Origin of the sequence: Sanguibacter gelidistatuariae, from assembly GCF_900096585.1 — a bacterium.
GTDB lineage: Bacteria > Actinomycetota > Actinomycetes > Actinomycetales > Cellulomonadaceae > Sanguibacter > Sanguibacter gelidistatuariae.
On the sequence record NZ_FMYH01000006.1, the window covers coordinates 258877 to 279275 of the forward strand.

A 20399-nucleotide genomic window follows, 5' to 3' on the forward strand; every position below is an offset into this window, starting at 1 on the left:
TCTCACGTTCTTGGCGGTCCGGGGACTTCGCCGTCCGGGCGTGGCCGTCCGTCCCGCGAACGCCCCGGATCCCCCGACCTGGCTCCGTCTAGGCTGGGCAGGTGACCCGACCCACGCCGCCCCTCACCCCCTCCACCACACCCGCGCCGAGCCTCTCCTCCGGCCCGCGCCGGCTCGTGGTCATGGACGTGGACTCCACGCTCATCTCCCAGGAGGTCATCGAGCTCATCGCCGCGCACGCGGGAACCGAGGCGCTCGTCGCGGACATCACCGAGCGCGCCATGCGGGGCGAGCTCGACTTCGCCGAGTCGCTGCGGGAGCGGGTCGCCACCCTCGCCGGCCTCCCGGTCAGCGTGCTCGACGACGTCCGCACCCGCGCGACGTTCACCCCCGGCGCCCGCGAGCTCGTCGCCGAGTGCCACCGGCGCGGCTGGGTGGTCGCCCTCGTCTCAGGGGGCTTCGAGGAGATCGTCGCCGATCTGGCCGCCGAGCTGGGCATTCTGACGTTCCGTGCCAACCGCCTCGAGGTGGCCGACGGTCACCTGACCGGCCGTACGACCGGTCAGGTCGTCGACCGCGCGTACAAGGCGCAGAGCCTGCGCGAGTTCGCCGCCGCCGAGGGCGTCGCGATCGAGCACACGGTCGCGATCGGCGACGGCGCGAACGACCTCGACATGATCGGCGTGGCCGGGATCGGGATCGCCTTCGCGGCCAAGCCGGTCGTGCGGGAGCAAGCGCCGTTCAGCGTCGACGGCCCGCGCCTGGACGCCGTCCTGGCGATCATCGACGCCCAAGCGTAGCTGGCCCCTCCTGCACGCATCCGGCGGCAGACGCGACGTAGAACGACAGCAGGGCCCCAGCGATCGCTCGCCGGGGCCCTGCTGCTGTGCATCCTAGACGTGCGGGCGATCCAGGGTCGTCAGCACCGCGCTGCGCCCGGTCCAGCCGTCCCAGCTGGCACCCGACTCAAGCACCGAGTAGGCGGCCGTCGGTACGCCGACCTGCACCTGGGCGAAAGCCGCCGGGTCGGACCCCGGCCCGGCCAGGTGCGCGGCGACCGACGACATGGCCGGTTCGTGCCCGACGACGAGCACCGTGCGGACCCGCGGGTCCACCGCGGCCACGAGGGCGAGTATCTCCTCGACCCCGGCGGTGTACACCTGCCCGCTGATGGTCACCTCGGGCTCGCTGTCACCTAGTCCTACCTTGAGCAGGTCCCACGTCTGACGGGTGCGGACCGCGTCCGAGCACAGGACGAGCTCGGGCACGATGTCTGCCTCCACGAGCGCCGGACCGATTCGGGTCGCCTGCTTGCGGCCGACCAGGGCGAGCGGGCGCAACGCGTCCGCGACCGATCCTGCCGGCTCCGCCTTGGCGTGGCGCAGCAGGACCAGCCGCCGCACGACCTGGGTCGAGGTCAAGGTCACATCCCCATCGCGTGGACGCCACCGTCCACGTGCACGATCTCGCCCGTGGTAGCCGGGAACCAGTCGGAGAGCAGGGCGGCGACGGCGCGCGCGGTCGGCTCAGGGTCGGTCATGTCCCAGCCGAGGGGGGCACGCTCGGGCCAGCCACCCTCCATCTTCTCGAAGCCGGGGATCGACTTGGCCGCCGTGGTGCGGATGGGGCCGGCCGAGACGAGGTTGACCCGGATGCCCGAGGGGCCCAGGTCGCGGGCCAGGTAGCGGGAAGTCGACTCGAAGGCCGCCTTGGCGACGCCCATCCAGTCGTAGACCGGCCAGGCGAAGCTCGCGTCGAAGGTCAGGCCGACGATCGAACCGCCCGAAGACAGCAGCGGCCTTGCGGCCACCGCGAGGGACTTGAGCGAGAAGGCGGAGACCTCGAGCGCGGTCGAGACGTCGGCCCACTCACCCGAGAGGAAGTTGCCGCCCATGACGGACTGCGGGGCGAAGCCGATCGAGTGCACAACACCGTCGAGGTGGTCGGTGTGCTCGCGCACGCGGCCCTCGAGAGCCGCAAGGTCCTCGTTGTTCGTGACGTCCAGCTCGATCACGGGAGCCGGTGCCGGCAGTCGCTTGGCGATCGCCTGCGTCAGGCGGAACTGCCGCCCGAAGGACGTGAGGATGACCTCGGCGCCTTCCTGCTGCGCGAGACGCGCGACGTGGAACGCGATCGAAGAATCGGTGAGAACTCCGGTCACGAGCAACTTCTTGCCTTCAAGCAGGCCCATCGTCTTCCTTCCGTCAGATGAGTAGGGATCACGCACCGGATCCCCACGGCGGTGGCTCACCGACGAACGGTGAGCCACCGATGACACTATGTGCAGACGTACGACGAGCGCCGCACGGAGAGCAAGACTGGTCAGTGCCCCATCCCGAGGCCACCGTCGACCGGCACGACCGCGCCGCTGATGTATCCAGCATCGGCGGAGGCGAGGAACTGCACAACACCTGCGACCTCGTCGGGCTGGGCGAAGCGCCCGGCCGGGATCGCGGCCTTGTAGGCCGCCTGACGCTCGGGCGGGAGCTCCGCGGTCATGGCCGTGTCGATGAATCCCGGGGCGACGACGTTCGCGGTGATGCCCCGACCGCCGAGCTCGCGGGTGATCGAGCGGGCCATGCCCACCAGCGCCGCCTTGGACGCGGAGTAGTTGACCTGGCCGGCGCCACCGTACAGGCCGACGACCGAGGAGATGAGGATGATCCGGCCGCGACGCATGCGGATCATGCCCTTGGAGGCCCTGCGCACGCAGCGAAAGGTCCCCGTGAGGTTGACGTCGATGACGCTCTCGAACTCCTCGTCGCTCATCCGCATGAGGAGCTGGTCGCGGGTCACGCCCGCGTTCGCCACAAGCACCTCGACCGGGCCGAGCTCGGCCTCGATCGTGGTGAACGCGGCGTCGACCGCGGCGGTGTCTGTGACGTCGGCGACCACGCCGAGCACGCCGTCGGGCAGGTCGCCGCTGCGGTAGATGGTGGCGACCCGGTCGCCGCCAGCGACGAAGCGCTCGGCGATCGCGCGGCCGATGCCGCGGTTCGCACCGGTCACCAGCACCACGCGCCCTGCGTTGGTGGATTCCTCAGCCACGGGTCCTCCTCGTTCACGGTTCATGACTGTGCGCCCTGGTAGGCCAGGCCAGCACATATGTGGGAAACGGTAGTCGACGCGTGGGCGCACTCGCGCGCAGGAATCGTCACGTGCAGGCGTCCGGACTAGTGGGAACCCTACAGACGATCGGTCCACGCGGCCCGCGAAGGAGCGACGGGTACCCCGCCGGCGGCCGCGGGCGTGGCCCTCGTCACAGCCGGGGGGACGCGTAAACTCAAGGGGTGAACACTCGTGGCTCGAAGGGGCTCAGTCGCGCGCGCCGGCCCACCAGGGCCCCGGCGGAGGAGGTCCACCGCATCACGACCGCGGCGGACTCGCTCCACGACGACCAGGCGCGACGCACGAGGCGGTACCTCATCCAGATGGGTATCCGGATGGTCTGTCTGGTGGCGGCGGTCTTCGTGCACGGGATCTTCATGTGGCTGCTGCTCGCCGGCGCGATCGTGCTGCCGTACATCGCGGTCATCGAGGCGAACGCGGGACGCGACAAACGCGAGGTCGGTGACCCGCTGATGGAGTATCGCCAGCTCCCGGGAGGGCCGGTACCTCCGCCCACGAACGATTCTGGCTCATCTCAACCATCTTCGGGAGAACCCCATGATTGACCTGCTCGGACTCGCCGACCCGATCTCGGACGACCTCGTCTGCAGCGGAAAGGGATGCCCTCAGCAGGCGGTGTGGGGACTGCTGTGGAACAACCCGAAGATCCACACTCCCCAGCGGCGCAAGGTGTGGCTCGCCTGCGACGAGCACCGCGAACACCTCGAGACATTCCTCGGCGCTCGGGGATTCCTCCAGGGAACGGTCCCGGTGGACGAGCTCGAGCAGCAGACCCGGCCGTGAGCGGAGCCGTGAAGGACACCGTGCGAACGTCCCCGACCGGTGGGCGCACCAGGGTGCAGTGGCTGGGCCTCGGCATCGGCGTGGCGATCCTCGTCGTCGGTTGCCTCTTCGCCGGGCGGTGGCAGTGGAACCGGCATGTGGTCCGTGACGCGGCGATCACGATCATCAAGGAGAACTACTCCGCTCCCCCGGTCCCCCTCGCCGAGCTCCTGCCGCAGGCAGGTGCCACCGTGGACGGGGACGACGTGTGGCGTCCGGTGTCGATGCACGGGCACTACCTGCCGGAGGCGACCGTGCTGCTGCGCAACCGGCCGATCGACAGCCAGGCCGCCTTCCACATCCTCGTGCCCTTCGTGACCGACGACGGCTCGGTTCTCGTGGTCAACCGCGGATGGCTGCCCTACGGCCGAGGCAGCGCCGAGCCGGACTCGATCCCGGATCCCCCGGCGGGCGAGATCGACGTCGTCGTCCGGCTCCGCGCCGACGAGCCCGCCGCAACCAACGGCGCCCCCGACGGCCAGGTCCAGAAGATCAACATCGCCCAGGTGCTCGCGGCCGGCCCGGACGGCGCAGCCTGGGCGCAGGGCCTCACCTACGGCGCCTACGGTGCACTCGCCTCGGAGACACCGGCCCCGGCGCAGTCGGTCGCCCCCCTGCCCGTGCCGGACACCGATCCGCGCTCGCACCTGTCGTACGCCTTCCAGTGGTGTGTCTTCGCCCTCGGCGGCATCGGCGGCTTCATCCTGCTGGTGGTCCGTGAGCGCCGGGAGAACACGCTGGCCGCGCTGGGCGGGCTGGCGCACCCCTTCGACCCGGCTGACCCGGGCACGCGGGGCGGGGCAGGGTCGGACGGGACGGCGGGTTCACCCGTAGGTCGGCGCGGAGCGCCGCGCCAGCCCACGCCGGAAGAGATCGAAGACTCCCTGATCGAGTCCCACACCGGGCGGTAGCGTCGGGCGGCAGCACCGGGCGGTAGCGCCCCGCTCAGCCTTGGAGCGCCTCGCGCACCTTCTGGGAGAGGACCTTGCCGTCCACCCGGCCAAGACCGGCCGCCGCGGCATTGGCGGCCTTCATCACCAGACCCATCTCCTTGGGCGTCGTGGCCCCGGTCGAGGCGATCGCGCCGGCCACGAGCGAGTCGAGCTGGGCGTCGGTGAGGGCGACCGGCAGGTAGCTCTCGATCAGGTCTGCCTCGGTCGTCTCGGTCAGGGCGCGCTCGTCGGCGCCGGCCTCGGTGTAGATCTGAGCGCTCTCGCGGCGCTTCTTCACCTCGCCGGTGAGCACGGTCTCGGCCTCCGCGTCGGTCAGCTCGTGGGCCGTCTTGCCCGACTTCTCCGCCGTGCGCAGGGCGGCGATCATCTGGCGCAGGGTGTTGGTGCGGAAGGCGTCACGGGCCTTCATGCTCACGGTCAGGTCGCTGGTCAGTGTCTCGAGGATGGTCATGGTCACCATCGTGCCCGACTTTTGCTCCGCACCCCACGCACTGACCCCGCCGGGTCGATTCGGTCACTCGTTGCGTGCCGCCTCGGGTCCGGTGATCCGAGCCAGCAGCGGGAAGGTCGACCCGATCAGAGCGAGCGCCCCGGCCAGACCGAGCACGACCGCCACGTAGTACGCACCTCCCGGAGCGTGCAGGCTGTAGTCGAGCTGAGACCGGAGGAACAGCTGCGCTGTCAGAAGACCCGCCCCGATCGCCACGAGTGCACCGATCAGGAGCGGCACCGCCGCCTCGAGGGCGACCACCCGACGCAGCATGGCGAGCGGCACCCCCGACAGCCGCAGCAGGCTGAAGGGACGACGCCGGTCACTGAGACCGCCCGCGACGCTCACCGCGAGGCTGCACCCCGCGACGACGAGGCTGATCGCGACGACCACGGTCGCCAGCAGCTGGTACTGCTCCATCTCCCGGGTGCTCTGGGCATGGCCCTCACCGCCCGTCGTCGGGCCCCGTGGCGCGCCCGGGTATGCCCGGTTGATGATCGTGCGGGCCTGCTCGACCGCGGCGAGAGTGCCGTCGGTGCCGACAACCAGCCGGACGGGTGCGAGGGCATACAGGTCGGCGGCCGAGAGCGGGGCTGCCGGCCAGACCACGTCGCTGCGGTCCGAGGTCTCCTCGAAGGAGATGAGGGCGACCTCGGCGCCGTCGGCGCACCGGCCGAGAGCACTCACCTGTGCCAGGCCTGCGCAGTCGACGTAGGAGTCGCTGCCGGCCAGGTCGAGAGCGTTCCGGGCATCCGAGGGGCTCTCACGCAGGACCAGGGCACCGTCGACGCCAGGGACCGCCGCGAGGTCGGCCAGCAGGCTGGCCGGGACCGTCGTCGGCGGACCGTCGACCTGGCGGACCTCGGTGAAGCTCATCGCGAGGGTCCCCGCAGCCGCCGAGCCGACCGGTGGTGCCCCCCGTTCACCGGTGAAGGTAGACACGATGGCGACCGCGGTCGTCCCGACGAAGAGGGCGAGGATGAGGCCGCTGACGGCCCGGAACCCTGCCCGCGGGTCGTCGGCGAGGCGTCGCCCGGCGATGAGTACGGCGGGCCTGCTGGTCCGGCGGGCTATGAGGCGCGACCCGACCATCGTCAACCAGGGGCCTGCCACCACGAGCCCGATCATGACCATGAGGATGCCCGGCAGATATGCGAGCACCTGACCGTTCGTGGAGCCGGGACGTCCGACGATCCCGAAGTAGGCGAGCTCGCCGATCCCGAGCGCGAGCGGGATGAGGCGAAAGGCGCTGGGCGGGGCGGGCGTCACCCGTCGGGAGACGCCCAGCGGCGAGATGGTCACCCGGCGCAGCGCCAGGCGTGCGACGACGGCGGCGGCGAGCGGCACCCCGACCACGACGCCCACGACGTCGACCGCGGAGAGGGCCAGGTCCGCGAGGAAGAATCGGGTCCCGGTGAAGGAGATCTGTGCCAGGGCCGGCCGGACGAGCGCGAAGATCCCGAAGCCGAGCAGCACTCCGAGCGTCGAGGCGACGACCGACTCGACGACGGACACCGTCCGTACCTGCCCGGGCGTGGCGCCCACGAGCCGCATCGCCGCGAAGCGCTGCTCGCGCCGCGCCGCGGAGAGCCGGGTCGCGGAGCCGATGAAGATGAGAACAGGCAGGACGAGTGCCGCGGCGACGACCGAGAGGACGAGCGCGGTGCCGGCGGCGTTGATCCCGATGCCGGGCGCACAACTGCTGCAGTCGGCGGGCGAGACGGTGCTCACGGCCTGGATCTGCTGCGCGCGACCGGAGGCGGACAGCTCGCCGGCCTCGTGACCGATCATGACGACGAGGCTGTCCGGCCCCGGCAGCGCCTCGTCTCCGATGATCCCGACCAGGCGGCCGTCGTACCGGTCGCCGAGCTGCTCAGCCGGAGCCGCAGCGAGGAGCTCGGCCATCGCAGGCGAGGCGTAGATCTCACCGGGTCCCGGCGGCGACGCGATCCCCGGCAACGCCGGGGAGTCCGGGCCGGTGACGGCGAGATCGACCCGGCCGATGAGCTCCCCGTCGAAGTGGTCCGCCGTGACCATCCACCACATCGGGTCGGCTGCGGTCGCGGCCGGGGGCGAACCCGCACCGGTCTGCAGCCAGGCGTAGCGGTCGTTCTGAGTCCCGACGGCGTTGATTCCTGCGAGCGTCACGAGCAGCAGGCCGACGCCGATCGCGACGGCGACCGCGGTGAGGACCAGCCGGACGAGCGCCTCCCGCCCACCGCTCAGCGACAGGCGCAGGCCGAGTGCGATCATCGCTGCACCTGTCCCGGTGACGTCGTGGTGGACGCGACGGGTCCCAGTGAGGTCACCTTGCCGTCGCGGACGATGACCTCGCGGTCCGCGTACGCAGCGACGCGGGCCTCGTGGGTCACCACGACGACCGTCGTGCCCTGTTCTCGCGCGGCGGCCGTGAGCAGGTCCATGACTCGCTCACCGGTGAGCGAGTCGAGCGCTCCGGTCGGTTCGTCGGCAAAGAGGACGGCGGGCCTGGCCACCATCCCGCGCGCCAGCGCCACCCGCTGCGCCTGGCCGCCCGACAGCTCTCCGGAGCGTCGACGCTCGAGACCGTCGAGCTCGAGCCGGGCGAACCAGCCGCGAGCTGTCTCGAGGGCCTGGGCCCGGCGGGTACCTCCGAGAAGAAGCGGGAGAGCGACGTTCTCCTCGGCGGTGAGTTCGGGCACAAGCTGGCCGAACTGGAAGACGAAGCCGAAGCGGTCGCGGCGCAGCGCGCTGCGTTCCGTCTCGTCCAGCAGATCCGTGCGGCGCCCGTCGACGAGCACCTCGCCACGGTCGGGCACAAGGATGCCGGCGAGGCAGTGCAGCAGAGTCGACTTGCCGGAGCCACTCGGACCCATGATCGCGAGCATCTCCCCCGGAGCAACCGTCAGGTCCGCGCCGCGCAGCGCGGGCGTGGGGCCGAAGGACAGCTCGACGCCGCGGGCCTCGAGCGCGGGCGCCTGACCCGGGCCCGGGCCCGGGCCCGGGCCGATCATGACCGGACCTCTGCCGCGAGGGCATCGAGCCGGGCGACCGTGAGGTCGATCCACCGCAGGTCGGCCTCGAGCCGGAAGAGCCCGTGGTCGGCGAGCAGGGCGTCGACCAGGCCACTCGTGCGCCGCACCTCGGTGAGCTCGCGCATCCGTTGCAGGTGCGCGGCACGCTGGACATCGAGGTACGCCTCGGCGTCCCTGCCGAGCAGCAGGGACAGGACGACCTTGGAGAACAAGACCGTCTGCAGGTGAGGCTCGGGCGCGACCGGCTCGGTGAGCCACGCCTCGACCTCGGTCGCCCCCTGCTCGGTGATCACGTACTGCTTGCGCTCCGGCCCGGCCCCGGTCTCCATCTCGCCGACGACGACCTTGCCGTCGCGTGCCAGCCGACCGAGCGTCGCGTAGACCTGGCCGAAGGGCAGGGGCTTGTCATGACCGAAGAAGGTGTCGTAGTCGCGCTTGAGGTCGTATCCGTGGCTGGGCTCACGATCGAGCAGGCCGAGGAGGGTCAGAGGAACGTTCATGCAGGCGACTATACCTCAGGTGTATAGCCTGAGGGAATAGTGCGACAGGCGATCATGCGGCCCGGACGCACCAACGCCGCCCCTCAGAAGAGGGGCGGCGTTGGTCACGGGGCCTAGCTGGCGGCAGAGCCATCCGTTGGGCTCAGGCGAGCTCGATGAGCTCGGCGTAGCTGTCGTTCCAGAGGTCCTCGTCGCCGTCGGGCAGCAGGAGCACCCGCTCGGGGGCGAGCGCCTCGACCGCGCCGTGGTCGTGGGTCACCATGACGACCGCGCCCTCGTAGTTCTTCAGCGCGCCGAGGATCTCCGCGCGGGAGGCCGGGTCGAGGTTGTTGGTCGGCTCGTCCAGCAGCAGCACGTTGGCCGAGGAGACCACGAGGGCCGCGAGCGCCAGACGGGTCTTCTCACCACCGGACAGGACGTGGCTCGGCTTGTTCGCGTCGTCGCCGGAGAACAGGAAGGACCCGAGCGTGGAACGCACCTCGGCATCCGTGAGGTCCGGCGCGCTGTGGCGCAGGTTCTCCAGGACGGTGAGCTTCATGTCGAGGGTCTCGTGCTCCTGCGCGTAGTAGCCCAGCTTGAGACCGTGCCCGGGGTGGACCTCACCGGCATTGGGTTGCTCGACCCCCGCCAGGATGCGCAGCAGCGTCGTCTTGCCGGCGCCGTTGAGACCCAGGATGACCACTCGGCTCCCGCGGTCGATCGCCAGGTCGACCCCGGTGAACACCTCCTGGGAACCGTAGATCTTGCTCAGCCCCGAGGCCGTGAGCGGAGTCTTGCCGCACGGCGCCGGGGTCGGGAAGCGGAGCTTGGCGACCTTGTCGTCGACGCGCTCGCCCTCGAGGGAGTTCATCATGCGCTCGGCGCGACGAATCATGTTCTGGGCGGCGACGGCCTTGGATGCCTTGGCACGCATCTTCTCGGCCTGACCGAGCAGCACGGTCGCCTTCTTCTCGGCGTTGGCGCGCTCCCGACGACGACGACGCTCATCGGTCTCGCGCTGGGCCATGTACGCGTCCCAGCCGAGGCTGTACTGGTCAAGCTCACCGCGGTTGGCGTCCAGGTGGAACACCTTGTTGACGGTCGCGCGCATGAGCTCGTTGTCGTGGCTGATGACGATGAAGCCACCGGCGTAGCTCTTGAGGTACTCGCGCAGCCAGATGATCGAGTCCGCGTCGAGGTGGTTGGTCGGCTCGTCGAGGAGCAGGGTGCCCACACCCGAGAACAGGATCCGGGCAAGCTCGACCCGGCGGCGCTGACCACCCGAGAGCGTACCGATCTGCTGGCCCAGGACACGCTCGTCCAGGCCGAGGTTGGAGGCGATGCGCTCGGCCTCGCTCTCGGCCGCGTAGCCGCCGGCCGCGGTGAAACGCTCCTCGAGGGCCGGGTAGCGCTCCATCGCGGCAACCTGGGTCTCCTCGTCGGCGCTCGCCATCTCACCCTCGGTGTCACGCATGGCCCGCACGAGCTTGTCGAGGCTGCGTGCGGAGAGCACCCGGTCCATGGCGATCATGTCCATGTCGCCGGTGCGCGAGTCCTGCGGGAGGTACCCGACGTCACCCGTCCGGGTGATCTGGCCCTTGGTTGGCAGCGTCTCCCCGGCCAGTGCCTTGGTCAGGGTCGTCTTGCCGGCTCCGTTACGGCCGACCAACCCGATTCTGTCGCCTGGGGCGATGCGGAAGGTAGCCTCTTCGAGGAGCACGCGGGCGCCGACTCGAAGTTCAACGGCGTGGGCAGAGATCACTGAGGTTTCCTCCGTAGGATGCCCACAAGTCTTGGGGGCGGGCACAAACGCCTCCAATTCTATCCGTGGATAGGCTTCACCTGGCACCGAATTACTTGACCGGTGTGCCCGCCGGGCGTCGTCGGCAGGCCCGCACCCCGAGGGCGCGCGGCTGCGGGCACGACCTCGCCCGTGATCGTCGGTTGCGTCACAGACGCTTTTGTCACGCTCTACGACCACCGCGAGGGAAGAATGTCAGACGCACCAGCCGCACAGTCCCCCGCCGTCCGACGCAACCTCGTTCGTGACTCCGCCGCGACCGACGTCGCGCTGATCGCCACCTTCGCGGCACTCATCACCGCCTGCGCCCTGCTTCCGGCGATCACGATCGCGGTCGTGCCAGTCCCGATCACCCTGCAGACCTTCGCGGTCCTGCTCACCGGCGCGGTGCTCGGCCCCCGCCGCGCGCTGCTCACCCTCGGCCTCTACCTCGCGATCGGGATGGCGGGGGTGCCCGTCTTCTCCATGGGCCGCACCGGCCTCGCCGTCCTCGCCGGCCCGTCGGCCGGCTACGTCGTCGCCTTCCCGATCGCCGCCGCGCTCGTCGGCGTCCTCGTCGGGCGGATCCCCGCCCGGGCCGGGCGCACCGCCCGGGTGGCGCTCACCTTCGCCGCGTGCGCCGCCGCCACGGCGCTGGTCATCTACCCCCTGGGGATCGCGGGCATGGCCTGGCGCCTGGACCTCACGGCCGCCGAGGCCTTCGTCGCCAACGCCGCCTACATCCCGGGCGACCTCGTCAAGTGCACCGCCGCCGCGGTGACCGCGACCGCGGTCCTGCGCGCGTTCCCCCGGCTGCAGCGGCGCGCCTGAGCATGCCCGACGACGAACGATCGCGCCCATGATCGAGTTCCTGGCGGCCCACGTCGCGGTGGCCGCCCCGGCCGGCGCCGCACCCACAACCGCGCCCCCAGCCGCCCACGCCGGCGCAGCCACCGTTACGCCCACCGCGCTATCCGGCGAGGTGACCATCCTGGAGCCTACGACGGTGACCCTCACGGAGCGCCGGGTCGCGGTGATCGGCGCCAACGGGTCCGGCAAGTCCACCTTCGCCCGGCTGATCAACGGCCTCGTCCTGCCTACGAGCGGATACGTGCGGGTGAACGGACTGGACTCCCACGACGACGGGCGGGCGGTCCGCCGCCAGGTCGGCTTCGTCTTCTCCGACGCCGATGCCCAGCTCGTCATGCCCACCCCGCTCGAGGACGTCACGCTGTCCCTGCGCCGGCTGCGGCTCGGTCGCCGCGAGCGCGCGGACCGAGCCCGAGAGATCCTCGACCGCTTCGCCCTCACCCACCTCGCCGACGTGAGCGTGCATGCGCTGTCCGGCGGGCAGAAGCAGCTCCTCGCCCTGGCCGGCGTGCTGGCGACCGAACCGGCGGTGCTCGTGTGCGACGAGCCGACGACGCTGCTCGACCTGCGCTGGCGCACCCGCGTCAACGACCTGCTCGCCGGCCTGGACCAGCAGCTCCTGCACGTGACCCACGACCTCGAGGCCGCCGCCCGGGCCGACCGGGTGCTCGTGATCGACCGGGCCCACGTCGTCTTCGACGGCGACCCGGCGAGCGCCGTCGCGCACTACCGCGAGCTCATGACCGGCCAGGCCCAGGCTCCGGACGAGCCGTGAGCGCGGGCCCCGGGCCCGTCGGCGAGACAGGTTCCCAGCCGCCCGGCCGCCGCCGCCGCGCGGTCCGCCCGCGCTGGACCGGTCCGCTCGGCCTCTACTCCCCAGGCCACTCGTGGGTCCACCGCCTGGGCCCAGGATGGAAGTTGGCCGTCCTTGCTGTGGTGTCGATCCTGCTCACCGTGTTCCAGCGACCCGCCGTGGCCGTCGCCGCGCTCGCCGGCGCCCTCGCCGTGCTGGGCGTAGCCCGCGTCCCGCTGCGCGCCACCGGACGCTCCCTGCTGCCCGTCGTCGTCGTCGCACTCACCTTCGGCGCCTACCAGTGGTGGGCGCGCGACTGGCAGAGCGCGCTCGTCACGTCCGCGAGCCTGCTGGCCGTCGTCGTGCTCGCCACTGGGATCACGGCGACCACCCGCACCGACCGGCTCCTCGACTCCATGACCCGGTCTGCCGGCCCGCTGCGGTTCGTCGGGATCCGGCCGCAGACCTTCGCCCTGACCGTCGCCCTCGTGCTGCGCACGGTCCCCGCGCTCATCGACCTCGCCTGGGACGTGCGCGACGCCGCGCGCGCCCGGGGCCTGGACCGCTCACCCCGGGCGCTCCTCGTCCCCTTCGTGCTGCGCGCGGTGGCCCGCGCGCACACGACCGCCGACGCGCTCACCGCCCGCGGCCTGCTCGACGACGACGGGGTGGACGGCCCCTGACCGATTGTTCACCGCGGGCCATGGGCACACGCACGTCCCGCGCGGTCTCTCGCCCTGCCGTTCAAGCCGCGCGGAGTTACGCTCGCCAGATGATCCAGATCGGGCAAACAGTCGATTCTGAGGGCGGCACCGCGGCGGAGCTCGATGTCCGTCGGTTCAACCGCCACACCTTCTGGTGCGGGCAGAGCGGCTCGGGCAAGACCTATGCGCTGGGCGTCGTCCTCGAGCAGCTCCTGCTGCACACCCGTCTGCCGATGCTCATCCTCGACCCGAACGCCGACTTCGTCCGGATGAGCGACGTCCACCAGGGCATCGATCCCGTGGTCGCGGCGCAACTGGCGGACGCAGACGTGCGGATTCTCCGGTCGGGTGACGCTCCCGGTGAGCGGCTCGTCGTACGGTTCAGGGACCTCGGTCTCCGCTCCAAGGCGGCGGTCCTGCGGCTCGACCCCCTGCTGGACGCCGAGGAGTACAACGTCCTCCTGCACCTCGATGAGGAGATCAGCAGCCTCCGCCAGGACAAGGGTGGCCTGGTGGACCATCTGCGCGCGGCCACCGACCCCGGACGCCGCAAGCTGCTCCTGCGGCTGGAGAACCTCGGGATCATGGACTGGGACCTGTGGGCGTGGGGCGGCAGGTCGGCCGAGGACATCATCGACACCCGGCCGCGTGCGGCTGTGCTCGACCTGAGCGGCTTCCGCTCGCACTGGGAACCGAAGGTCGCGGCGCTGGCAGTCCTGGACCACCTGTGGGGCACCCGCGAAGCCCGTCAGCCGGCGCTCATCGTCATCGACGAGGCCCACAATCTCTGCTCGGCCGATCCGGTCACCCCGGTCGACAGGGCACTGACCGAGCGGATCGTCCAGATCGCGGCGGAGGGGCGCAAGTACGGGCTGTGGCTGCTGCTGTCGACCCAGCGTCCCTCGAAGATCCACCCGAATGCCCTGTCCCAGTGCGACAACCTGGCCCTCATGAAGATGAGCTCCCCGCACGACCTGGCCGAGCTCGCGGACTACTTCGGCTACGCCCCGGCGGATCTGCTCGCCCGGTCACCGCGGTTCCTCCAGGGACAGGCGCTGTTCGCCGGCGGCTTCGTCGACCGGGCAACTGTCGTGCAGATGGGGAGCCGCCTCACCCACGAGGGCGGAACCGACGTCCCCGTGCCGATCTAGGCTCGCGGGCAGCGCCCGCGCGCCGGTGCCCGTGGCCCGGTACTCTCCCCGGTATGACGTTCCAAGAAGGTGGTTCCTTCGACTCCGGCCGGGTCCGCAAGCGCACCGGCAAGGCCGGCGGCGTGGCGATCGGCGGCGGCATCGGAGTCGTGGCGATCTTCCTGCTGTCCCAGGCCCTCGGGGTGGACCTCACGGGCCTGTTCGGCGGGGGCTCCTCGACCGAGACCGAGACCGGTCTGGTCGACTGCAGCACCGCCGAGCAGGCCAACTCCGACTCCGAGTGCCGGTACGGCTGGACGGTCGCCTCGCTCGACGCCTTCTGGGCCGACGCGCTGCCCGCACAGACCGGGGTGGCCTACACGCTCCCGGGTGCGGTCGCGTTCTCCGGGTCGACGACGACGGCCTGCGGCAGCGCGTCGAGCGCGACCGGGCCGTTCTACTGCCCGCCCGACCAGACGGTCTACGTCGACGTCGACTTCTTCACCGTGCTGCGCGACCAGTACGGGTCCTCGGGCGGCCCGCTCGCCGAGGAGTACGTCGTCGCGCACGAGGTCGGCCACCACATCGAGCAGCTCACCGGCGTGATGAGCTCGGCCGACCGCTCGGGCACCGGCCCAGCATCCGACTCGGTGCGGATCGAGCTCATGGCCGACTGCCTCGCCGGGATGTGGGCCGGCAACGCGGCCGTGGTCCCCGACCCGGACACCGGCAAGCCCTTCCTCGAACCCATCAGCGACACCGATCTCGCCGACGCCCTCTCGGCCGCCCAGGCGGTCGGCGACGATCGCATCCAGCAGGCGTCGACCGGTGAGGTGAACCCGGAGGCGTGGACCCACGGTTCGGCCGAGCAGCGGCAACGGTGGTTCATGATCGGCTACCAGGGCGGGAACTTTGAGCAGTGCAACGCGTTGACGGCCGCCACGCTCTGACCATGCTCTGACCACCGCACACCCCGGGTCACCCGGTCACACCGGCCGCCCGCGCACCTGACACAGTGCCATCTCAGGACCTCCGTCCTATGAGGTATGCCTAACCTTTGTCCTAGTGTCGGAGCATGCGACTGACCGAGGCACCATTCGGAGTCCCGCTGCGCCTGACCGCGGTCGGCGTGGGTGACCCGCTGCGGATGCGTGAGCTCGGCCTGCGGGTCGGCTGCGCGCTCGAGGTCACCCAGCGAGCCGGCTTCGGAGGGCGGGTCCTCGCCCTCGGCCCGACGCGGATCGCCCTCGATCACGTGAGCTGCGCCGCGCTCGACGTCGAGCCCGACGCCGGCCGCCCCAGCCCGAGGCTGTGCGCCGAGGTATCCGCATGAGCTGCCCCCACTGCCCGGCCGGCCCGACACCCGGGACGGACCCGGGAGCGGGCGGTGCGGGCGGCGTCGGGCAGGCGGTCCTGGCGCTCGTGGGAACTCCGAACGTCGGCAAGTCCACGCTGTTCGCCGCGCTCACCGGCGTCCGGGCGACGGTGCGCAACGCGCCCGGGACCACGGTCGATCTCGCGGCCGGCAGCTGGCAGGTGCGCGGAGCGGGCTCGCCCCGGGTGCAGCTGCTCGACCTGCCCGGGACGTACTCGCTCGTTCCCCGGTCCCCCGACGAGCAGGTGACCCGCGACGCCGTGGCCGGTACCCATCGCCGTCCCCCGGACGCGATCGTGCTCCTGGTCGACGCGCACGAGCCCGCCCGCTCGCTCTACCTCGCCGCGCACGTGGCCCGGACCGGGCTGCCCGTCGTCGTCGCGCTGACCCTGGCCGACGTCGCCCGCAGCCGCGGCGCGGGGATCGATCCCGCCGCGCTCGAGGCCGTTCTCCAGGTCCCCGTCGTCGAGCTCAATCCCCGCACTGGGTCCGGCGTGCCCGCGCTGCACCGCGCCGTCGGCCTGGTCCTCACCCGGCCCCGGACCCTGGTCGGACCAGCGGGGGCGGAGGCCGACTGGTCGCCGGAGGCGCTGACCACGAGCGCCGACGCCATCTTCGACTGGGTCCACGCGGTCATCGAGGCGACCGCCATACTCGACGCCGAGTCCGGCGTCGAGTCCGGCGTCGAGTCCGCTACGGCGGGCGGCGGGCGACCGGCGAGCAGGACACCAGCTCGCCGTGGTCGGGCGAACGATGCCCCAGCCGGCACACGACCCGTCCGCGCCACGCCGCTCACCGAGCGCCTCGACCGGGTCCTGCTCCACCCGCTGTGGGGGTCGCTCGTGGCCCTCGGAGTGCTCTGGGGGCTGTTCAGCGTCGCGACGGCCGTCGCGGCCCCGCTCATGGCCTGGGCGGACGCGCTGTTCAGCGGCCCGGTCGCGGTCGCGATCTCGACCGTGCTGGGGTGGGCCGGCTGGGGAGGCGGTTGGCTCGAGAGCCTGCTGGTCGGCGGGCTGCTCGTCGGCGTGGCCACGGTCGCGTCCTTCGCTCCGCTCATGGGGCTGATGTTCCTGGCGATCGCGGTCCTCGACGACAGCGGATATCTCGCCCGGGTGACGCTCATCACCGACCGGGCCATGCGCCGGCTCGGGCTCGACGGGCGAGCGGTGCTGGCCCTCGTCGTGGGCTTCGGCTGCAACGTCCCGGCGTTGGCGGCCACCAAGACGCTGCCGGACCGCCGTCAGCGCCTACTCGTCGGTCTGCTGATCCCCTACACCTCCTGCGCGGCGCGGCTCACGGTGTTTGTGCTGCTCGCGACGGTGTTCTTCCCCGGCCACGCGACGCTCGTGGTCCTGGTCATGTATGCGGCGAGCGTCGCGCTCGTGGTCGTGGCGGGCCTGGTGCTGCGGGCCACCCTGTTCCGCGACGTCCACGCCGATCCCCTGGTGATCGTGCTGCCGACATATCAGCGGCCTCGGCTGCGCTCCCTGCTCGGCGCGGCCTGGGTGCGCACCTGGGGCTTTGTCACCGGGGCCGGCACGATCATCGTGGCCACCCTCGTCGTGGTGTGGGCGCTGCTGGCCATCCCGGTCCACGGCGACCACCCCCTCGGCGACGTCCCGGTCCAGGACAGCGTCTACGGCGCGACGGCGCAGGCCCTCGCGCCGGCATTCGCCCCGGCGGGGTTCGGTGACTGGCACGCGACGTCCGCGCTGATGACCGGGTTCGTCGCCAAGGAAGTGGTGATCGGCGGGCTCGCGCAGTCCTACGCCGTCGCTGAGCCGGACCCAGAGGCCACGTCGAGCGCGCTCGGTGAGAACCTGCTAGCCACCTTCGACCGGTCCTCCGGCGGGCACGGCCAGGCGGCAGCGGCGGCCTTCATGGTGTTCATCCTCGCGTACACGCCGTGCCTGGCGACCGTCGCCGAGCAGGCGCGGATGCTGGGACGGCGGACCACGGCCCTGGCGGTCCTGGCCCAGGTCGCGGTCGCCTGGGTGCTCGCGGTCGCCGTCTTCCAGGTCGGGACCCTGCTGTGAGCGAGACTGCTGTGAGGCAGCTGTCATGAGCGTGCCGTCGTGAGCGTGCTCTCCGACGTCCTGCGCGAGCTCGAGGCCGGGGCGGATGTCGCGACCGTCGCTCGCCGACTGCAGATCTCCGATGATCTGGCCGCCGCCGCGATCGACCACTGGGTCGACGCCGGCCGAGCCGTCCGCCCGGCCCGGACCACGGCGCTGGCCGGCCCCGGCGCGACGCCGGCCGGCCAGCCGTGCCCCGGCTGCGCACCACGCCCGCTGTGGCGGATGGCCCTGTCCTGCCACGGCTGCCCCTTCGCCACCCGCCCCATCGCCACCCCACCCCCTCGCTGAGTGCGCTCGAATGGCTGCCCAAACCGGACATCGGGCAGCCATTCGACCGCACTCAGCGGGAGGGAACTCTGGGAGTCCCTCAGACGCAGCAGGACCCGGCACCGTGGTGCCGGGTCCTGCTGGTGAAACGGGTCCCGCGGGACTCAGACGTTGAAGCCGAGCGCCCGCAGCTGGTCCTTGCCGTCCTGGGTGATCTTCTCCGGGCCCCACGGCGGCATCCAGATCCAGTTGATCCGGAATCCGTCGACGATGCCCTCGAGCGCCTGGCCGGTCTGGTCCTCGATGACGTCGGTCAGCGGGCAGGCCGCCGAGGTGAGCGTCATGTCGATCACGGCATGGTTGTTCTGGTCGAGCACGACGCCGTAGATGAGGCCGAGGTCGACGACGTTGATGCCCAGCTCCGGGTCGATCACGTCGTGCAGGGCCTCTTCGACGTCGGCGACGTTGGACGGTCCGCCCGCGGGGGCGAGCGTCACGACCAGGGCCTCCGCTGACGCGGGGGGTGGGGCACTCTCGTGCGTAGTGTCACTGCTCATGACGGTCTCTCTCCTCGTGGTTGCCGGGCGTGAATTCTGGTGCTGCATAGGTCATGTGGTCGCCGCGGGTACGCGGACGGGTCTCAGCCGTGGTCGTGATGGGTAGTCACCACGACGTCGTCGAGCACGCCCGACGTCGCGAACGTGTCCCGCAGCGCGGCCCAGCCGAGCAGCGCGCACTTGATCCGGGCCGGGAACTGGGACACCCCGGTGAACGCGGTCGCGTCCCCCAGCTCGTCCTCGAGGTCCTCGTCCAGGCCCTTGCCGCGGGACTGCATGAGCTTGCGGAACGCCTCGCCGAGGTGTTCGCCCTGGTCGATGTCCTGCCCGGTGACCAGGTCGGTCAGGACAGACAGTGACGCCTGGGAGATGGAGCATCCCTCACCGTCCCAGCTGACCCGCTCGATGACCTTGCGGCCCGCGGCGTCTTGGGCGAACTGCACGCGCATGGTCACCTCGTCGCCGCAGGTCGGGTTGACCTGGTGGGACTCCCCGGCGAGCGGTCCTGTGGCCTCGACCAGGCCCCGCCCGTGGGGTCTCTTCGAGTGGTCCAGGATGACCTGCTGGTACAGCGCTTCCATCGAGTTGCTCACGATGTCCTCCTCATGTCAGACCGAAGAACGCTCGGACGGTGCCCAACGATTCCCGGAAGGCCGTGACCTCGTCGACGGTCGTGTAGACGGACGCGGACGCGCGGGCCGTGGCCGCGACTCCGAATCGGCGGTGCAGCGGCTGCGCGCAGTGGTGCCCCACCCGCACGGCGATGCCCGCGTCGTCGAGCACCTGGCCGACGTCGTGGGAGTGCACGCCGTCCACGACGAAGGACACAACCGCCAGGCGGTCGGTCGCGTCCGTCGGGCCGATGATCCGCACGCCAGGGATGTCGGCGATCTTGAGCAGCTCGACCGTGATGTCGTGCTCGTGCTGAGCGACCGCGGCCATGCCCAGGTCACCCAGGTACTGGGCGGCCGCGCCCATGCCGATCGCCTGGGCGACCATCTGGGTGCCGGCCTCAAAACGCTGGGGCGGCGGGGCGTAGGTGGCCTCGGTCATCGTGACGACCTCGACCATCGACCCGCCCGTCGTCACCGGCGGCATCGCCTCGAGCAGCTCACGCCGCCCGTAGAGCGCGCCGACGCCGGTGGGGCCAAGCATCTTGTGCCCGGAGAATGCCGCGAAGTCGACGCCCAGCTCGTGCAGGTTCATCGGCAGGTGGGGCACGCTCTGGCAGGCGTCGAGCACGACGAGCGCGCCGACGGCGTGCGCCGCGGCGACGAGGCCGGCGACCGGAGTCACCGCGCCGGTCACGTTGGAGGCGTGGGTGAAGGCCACGACCCGGGTGCGGTCGGTGATCACCGAGGCGACGTGGTCGGCGTCGGTGCGGATCCGCCCCGAGTCGTCGACCTCGAGCCAGCGCAGGACCGCCCCGGTGCGGGCGGCAAGCTCCTGCCACGGCACAAGGTTCGCGTGGTGCTCGGCCCCGGTGACGACGATCTCGTCACCGGGGGCGAGCGCGAAGCGGCGAGCTGCCGCTCCCCCACGACCCGCAGTCGCGTTGGAGATCGCGTAGGCGACGAGGTTGATCGCGGCGGTCGCGTTGGTCGTCCACACGATCTCGTCGGCGTCCGCGCCGACGAAGGCGGCCACGGATGCCCGGGCGTTCTCGAAGGCCTCGGTGGCCTCCTCGGCGAGCTGGTGCGCCCCCCGATGGACCGCGGCGTTGCGCTGGAGGTAGAAGTCCTGCTCGGCGTCGAGCACCGGGTCGGGCTTCTGGGAGGTGGCTCCCGAATCGAGGTAGACGAGCGGTCGCCCGCCGCGCAGCGTGCGGGTCAGCAGCGGGAAGTCGGCGCGGATCGCGGCGAGCTCGGTTGCGCTGAGCCTGGTCACGCCGGAGACCGGGGCCTGGTCGATGGCTGTCATGGATCCTCGATTCTGGTGGTGGTGGGCCCGTGGGGCCC

The 20399-nt window shown here is 71.5% G+C and carries 23 protein-coding genes; 12 read left to right on the forward strand and 11 right to left on the reverse strand.

What is annotated here, in order from left to right; genetic code table 11:
- Window positions 1–101: 101 nt before the first annotated feature.
- Window positions 102–800: a phosphoserine phosphatase SerB gene (serB, locus tag BLQ50_RS14190; RefSeq protein ID WP_425424101.1), complete on the forward strand. Its 699-nt coding sequence runs from the start codon at window positions 102–104 to the stop codon at window positions 798–800.
- Between the two features lie 93 nt (window positions 801–893).
- Here the strand turns inward: serB and BLQ50_RS14195 are convergent, their stop codons facing one another.
- From BLQ50_RS14195 to fabG, 3 genes are all read right to left on the reverse strand, one after another.
- Window positions 894–1427 carry a SixA phosphatase family protein gene (locus BLQ50_RS14195; protein ID WP_425424102.1) on the reverse strand — a complete coding sequence of 178 codons (534 nt, stop codon included), beginning with the start codon at window positions 1425–1427 and terminating at the stop codon, window positions 894–896.
- A complete protein-coding gene (gene fabI, locus BLQ50_RS14200) occupies window positions 1424–2191 on the reverse strand; it encodes an enoyl-ACP reductase FabI (RefSeq protein ID WP_093184877.1) in 768 nt (255 codons plus the stop codon). Before fabI ends, BLQ50_RS14195 begins: the two co-directional genes overlap by 4 nt.
- A 131-nt stretch (window positions 2192–2322) precedes the next feature.
- Window positions 2323–3048 carry a 3-oxoacyl-ACP reductase FabG gene (fabG, locus tag BLQ50_RS14205; RefSeq protein WP_245701236.1) on the reverse strand — a complete coding sequence of 242 codons (726 nt, stop codon included), beginning with the start codon at window positions 3046–3048 and terminating at the stop codon, window positions 2323–2325.
- 242 nt (window positions 3049–3290) lie between these two features.
- Between fabG and BLQ50_RS14210 the strand changes: the two genes are divergently transcribed.
- Genes BLQ50_RS14210 through BLQ50_RS14220 form a run of 3 tightly spaced genes read left to right on the forward strand, consistent with a single transcriptional unit; the run spans window position 3291 to window position 4862 of the window.
- Window positions 3291–3674 carry a DUF3099 domain-containing protein gene (locus BLQ50_RS14210; protein ID WP_093184882.1) on the forward strand — a complete coding sequence of 128 codons (384 nt, stop codon included), beginning with the start codon at window positions 3291–3293 and terminating at the stop codon, window positions 3672–3674.
- Window positions 3667–3912, forward strand: coding sequence for a hypothetical protein (locus BLQ50_RS14215; RefSeq protein WP_093184884.1), 246 nt, complete (start codon window positions 3667–3669; stop codon window positions 3910–3912). Before BLQ50_RS14210 ends, BLQ50_RS14215 begins: the two co-directional genes overlap by 8 nt.
- Entirely contained in the window at window positions 3909–4862 is a 954-nt protein-coding gene (locus BLQ50_RS14220; RefSeq protein ID WP_245701238.1) for an SURF1 family cytochrome oxidase biogenesis protein, read from the forward strand. Before BLQ50_RS14215 ends, BLQ50_RS14220 begins: the two co-directional genes overlap by 4 nt.
- 34 nt (window positions 4863–4896) lie before the next feature.
- Here the strand turns inward: BLQ50_RS14220 and BLQ50_RS14225 are convergent, their stop codons facing one another.
- The 5 genes from BLQ50_RS14225 to BLQ50_RS14245 form a co-directional block, all read right to left on the reverse strand.
- Window positions 4897–5355 carry a GatB/YqeY domain-containing protein gene (locus BLQ50_RS14225; RefSeq protein ID WP_093184887.1) on the reverse strand — a complete coding sequence of 153 codons (459 nt, stop codon included), beginning with the start codon at window positions 5353–5355 and terminating at the stop codon, window positions 4897–4899.
- 63 nt (window positions 5356–5418) lie between these two features.
- Entirely contained in the window at window positions 5419–7647 is a 2229-nt protein-coding gene (locus BLQ50_RS14230; RefSeq protein ID WP_093184890.1) for an FtsX-like permease family protein, read from the reverse strand.
- Window positions 7644–8387 (reverse strand): ABC transporter ATP-binding protein, encoded by a 744-nt coding sequence (locus BLQ50_RS14235; protein WP_093184892.1) that lies wholly within the window; start codon window positions 8385–8387, stop codon window positions 7644–7646. Before BLQ50_RS14235 ends, BLQ50_RS14230 begins: the two co-directional genes overlap by 4 nt.
- Window positions 8384–8908 carry a PadR family transcriptional regulator gene (locus tag BLQ50_RS14240; RefSeq protein WP_093184895.1) on the reverse strand — a complete coding sequence of 175 codons (525 nt, stop codon included), beginning with the start codon at window positions 8906–8908 and terminating at the stop codon, window positions 8384–8386. Before BLQ50_RS14240 ends, BLQ50_RS14235 begins: the two co-directional genes overlap by 4 nt.
- A gap of 142 nt (window positions 8909–9050) precedes the next feature.
- Window positions 9051–10649: an ABC-F family ATP-binding cassette domain-containing protein gene (locus BLQ50_RS14245; protein WP_093184897.1), complete on the reverse strand. Its 1599-nt coding sequence runs from the start codon at window positions 10647–10649 to the stop codon at window positions 9051–9053.
- Between the two features lie 231 nt (window positions 10650–10880).
- On the opposite strand from BLQ50_RS14245, the gene BLQ50_RS14250 reads away from it, so the two are divergent.
- From BLQ50_RS14250 to BLQ50_RS14285, 8 genes are all read left to right on the forward strand, one after another.
- A complete protein-coding gene (locus BLQ50_RS14250; protein ID WP_093185057.1) occupies window positions 10881–11498 on the forward strand; it encodes a biotin transporter BioY in 618 nt (205 codons plus the stop codon).
- A 28-nt stretch (window positions 11499–11526) separates the two neighbouring features.
- The gene (locus tag BLQ50_RS14255; RefSeq protein ID WP_093184900.1) at window positions 11527–12312 is read left to right on the forward strand and encodes an energy-coupling factor ABC transporter ATP-binding protein; all 786 of its coding nucleotides are present in this window, start codon (window positions 11527–11529) and stop codon (window positions 12310–12312) included.
- Complete coding sequence (locus tag BLQ50_RS14260; RefSeq protein WP_093184904.1) at window positions 12309–13013, forward strand: energy-coupling factor transporter transmembrane component T family protein; 705 nt, start codon at window positions 12309–12311, stop codon at window positions 13011–13013. The genes BLQ50_RS14255 and BLQ50_RS14260 overlap by 4 nt, the downstream gene beginning before the upstream one ends.
- A gap of 89 nt (window positions 13014–13102) precedes the next feature.
- Window positions 13103–14185, forward strand: a complete 1083-nt coding sequence (locus tag BLQ50_RS14265; protein WP_093184906.1) for an ATP-binding protein — start codon at window positions 13103–13105, stop codon at window positions 14183–14185.
- 53 nt (window positions 14186–14238) lie between these two features.
- Window positions 14239–15114, forward strand: a complete 876-nt coding sequence (gene ypfJ, locus BLQ50_RS14270) for a KPN_02809 family neutral zinc metallopeptidase (RefSeq protein WP_093184909.1) — start codon at window positions 14239–14241, stop codon at window positions 15112–15114.
- Between the two features lie 125 nt (window positions 15115–15239).
- Window positions 15240–15497 carry a FeoA family protein gene (locus BLQ50_RS14275; RefSeq protein ID WP_093184912.1) on the forward strand — a complete coding sequence of 86 codons (258 nt, stop codon included), beginning with the start codon at window positions 15240–15242 and terminating at the stop codon, window positions 15495–15497.
- A complete protein-coding gene (gene feoB, locus BLQ50_RS14280; protein ID WP_093184915.1) occupies window positions 15494–17575 on the forward strand; it encodes a ferrous iron transport protein B in 2082 nt (693 codons plus the stop codon). Before BLQ50_RS14275 ends, feoB begins: the two co-directional genes overlap by 4 nt.
- A gap of 39 nt (window positions 17576–17614) precedes the next feature.
- Window positions 17615–17905: a hypothetical protein gene (locus BLQ50_RS14285; RefSeq protein ID WP_093184919.1), complete on the forward strand. Its 291-nt coding sequence runs from the start codon at window positions 17615–17617 to the stop codon at window positions 17903–17905.
- Window positions 17906–18048: 143 nt separating this feature from the next.
- Here the strand turns inward: BLQ50_RS14285 and BLQ50_RS14290 are convergent, their stop codons facing one another.
- From BLQ50_RS14290 to BLQ50_RS14300, 3 genes are all read right to left on the reverse strand, one after another.
- Window positions 18049–18441 carry a metal-sulfur cluster assembly factor gene (locus BLQ50_RS14290; RefSeq protein WP_093184922.1) on the reverse strand — a complete coding sequence of 131 codons (393 nt, stop codon included), beginning with the start codon at window positions 18439–18441 and terminating at the stop codon, window positions 18049–18051.
- A gap of 83 nt (window positions 18442–18524) precedes the next feature.
- Window positions 18525–19034 (reverse strand): Fe-S cluster assembly sulfur transfer protein SufU, encoded by a 510-nt coding sequence (sufU, locus tag BLQ50_RS14295; protein ID WP_245701240.1) that lies wholly within the window; start codon window positions 19032–19034, stop codon window positions 18525–18527.
- A 10-nt stretch (window positions 19035–19044) separates the two neighbouring features.
- Window positions 19045–20361, reverse strand: coding sequence for a SufS family cysteine desulfurase (locus tag BLQ50_RS14300; RefSeq protein WP_093184925.1), 1317 nt, complete (start codon window positions 20359–20361; stop codon window positions 19045–19047).
- Window positions 20362–20399 lie beyond the last annotated feature (38 nt).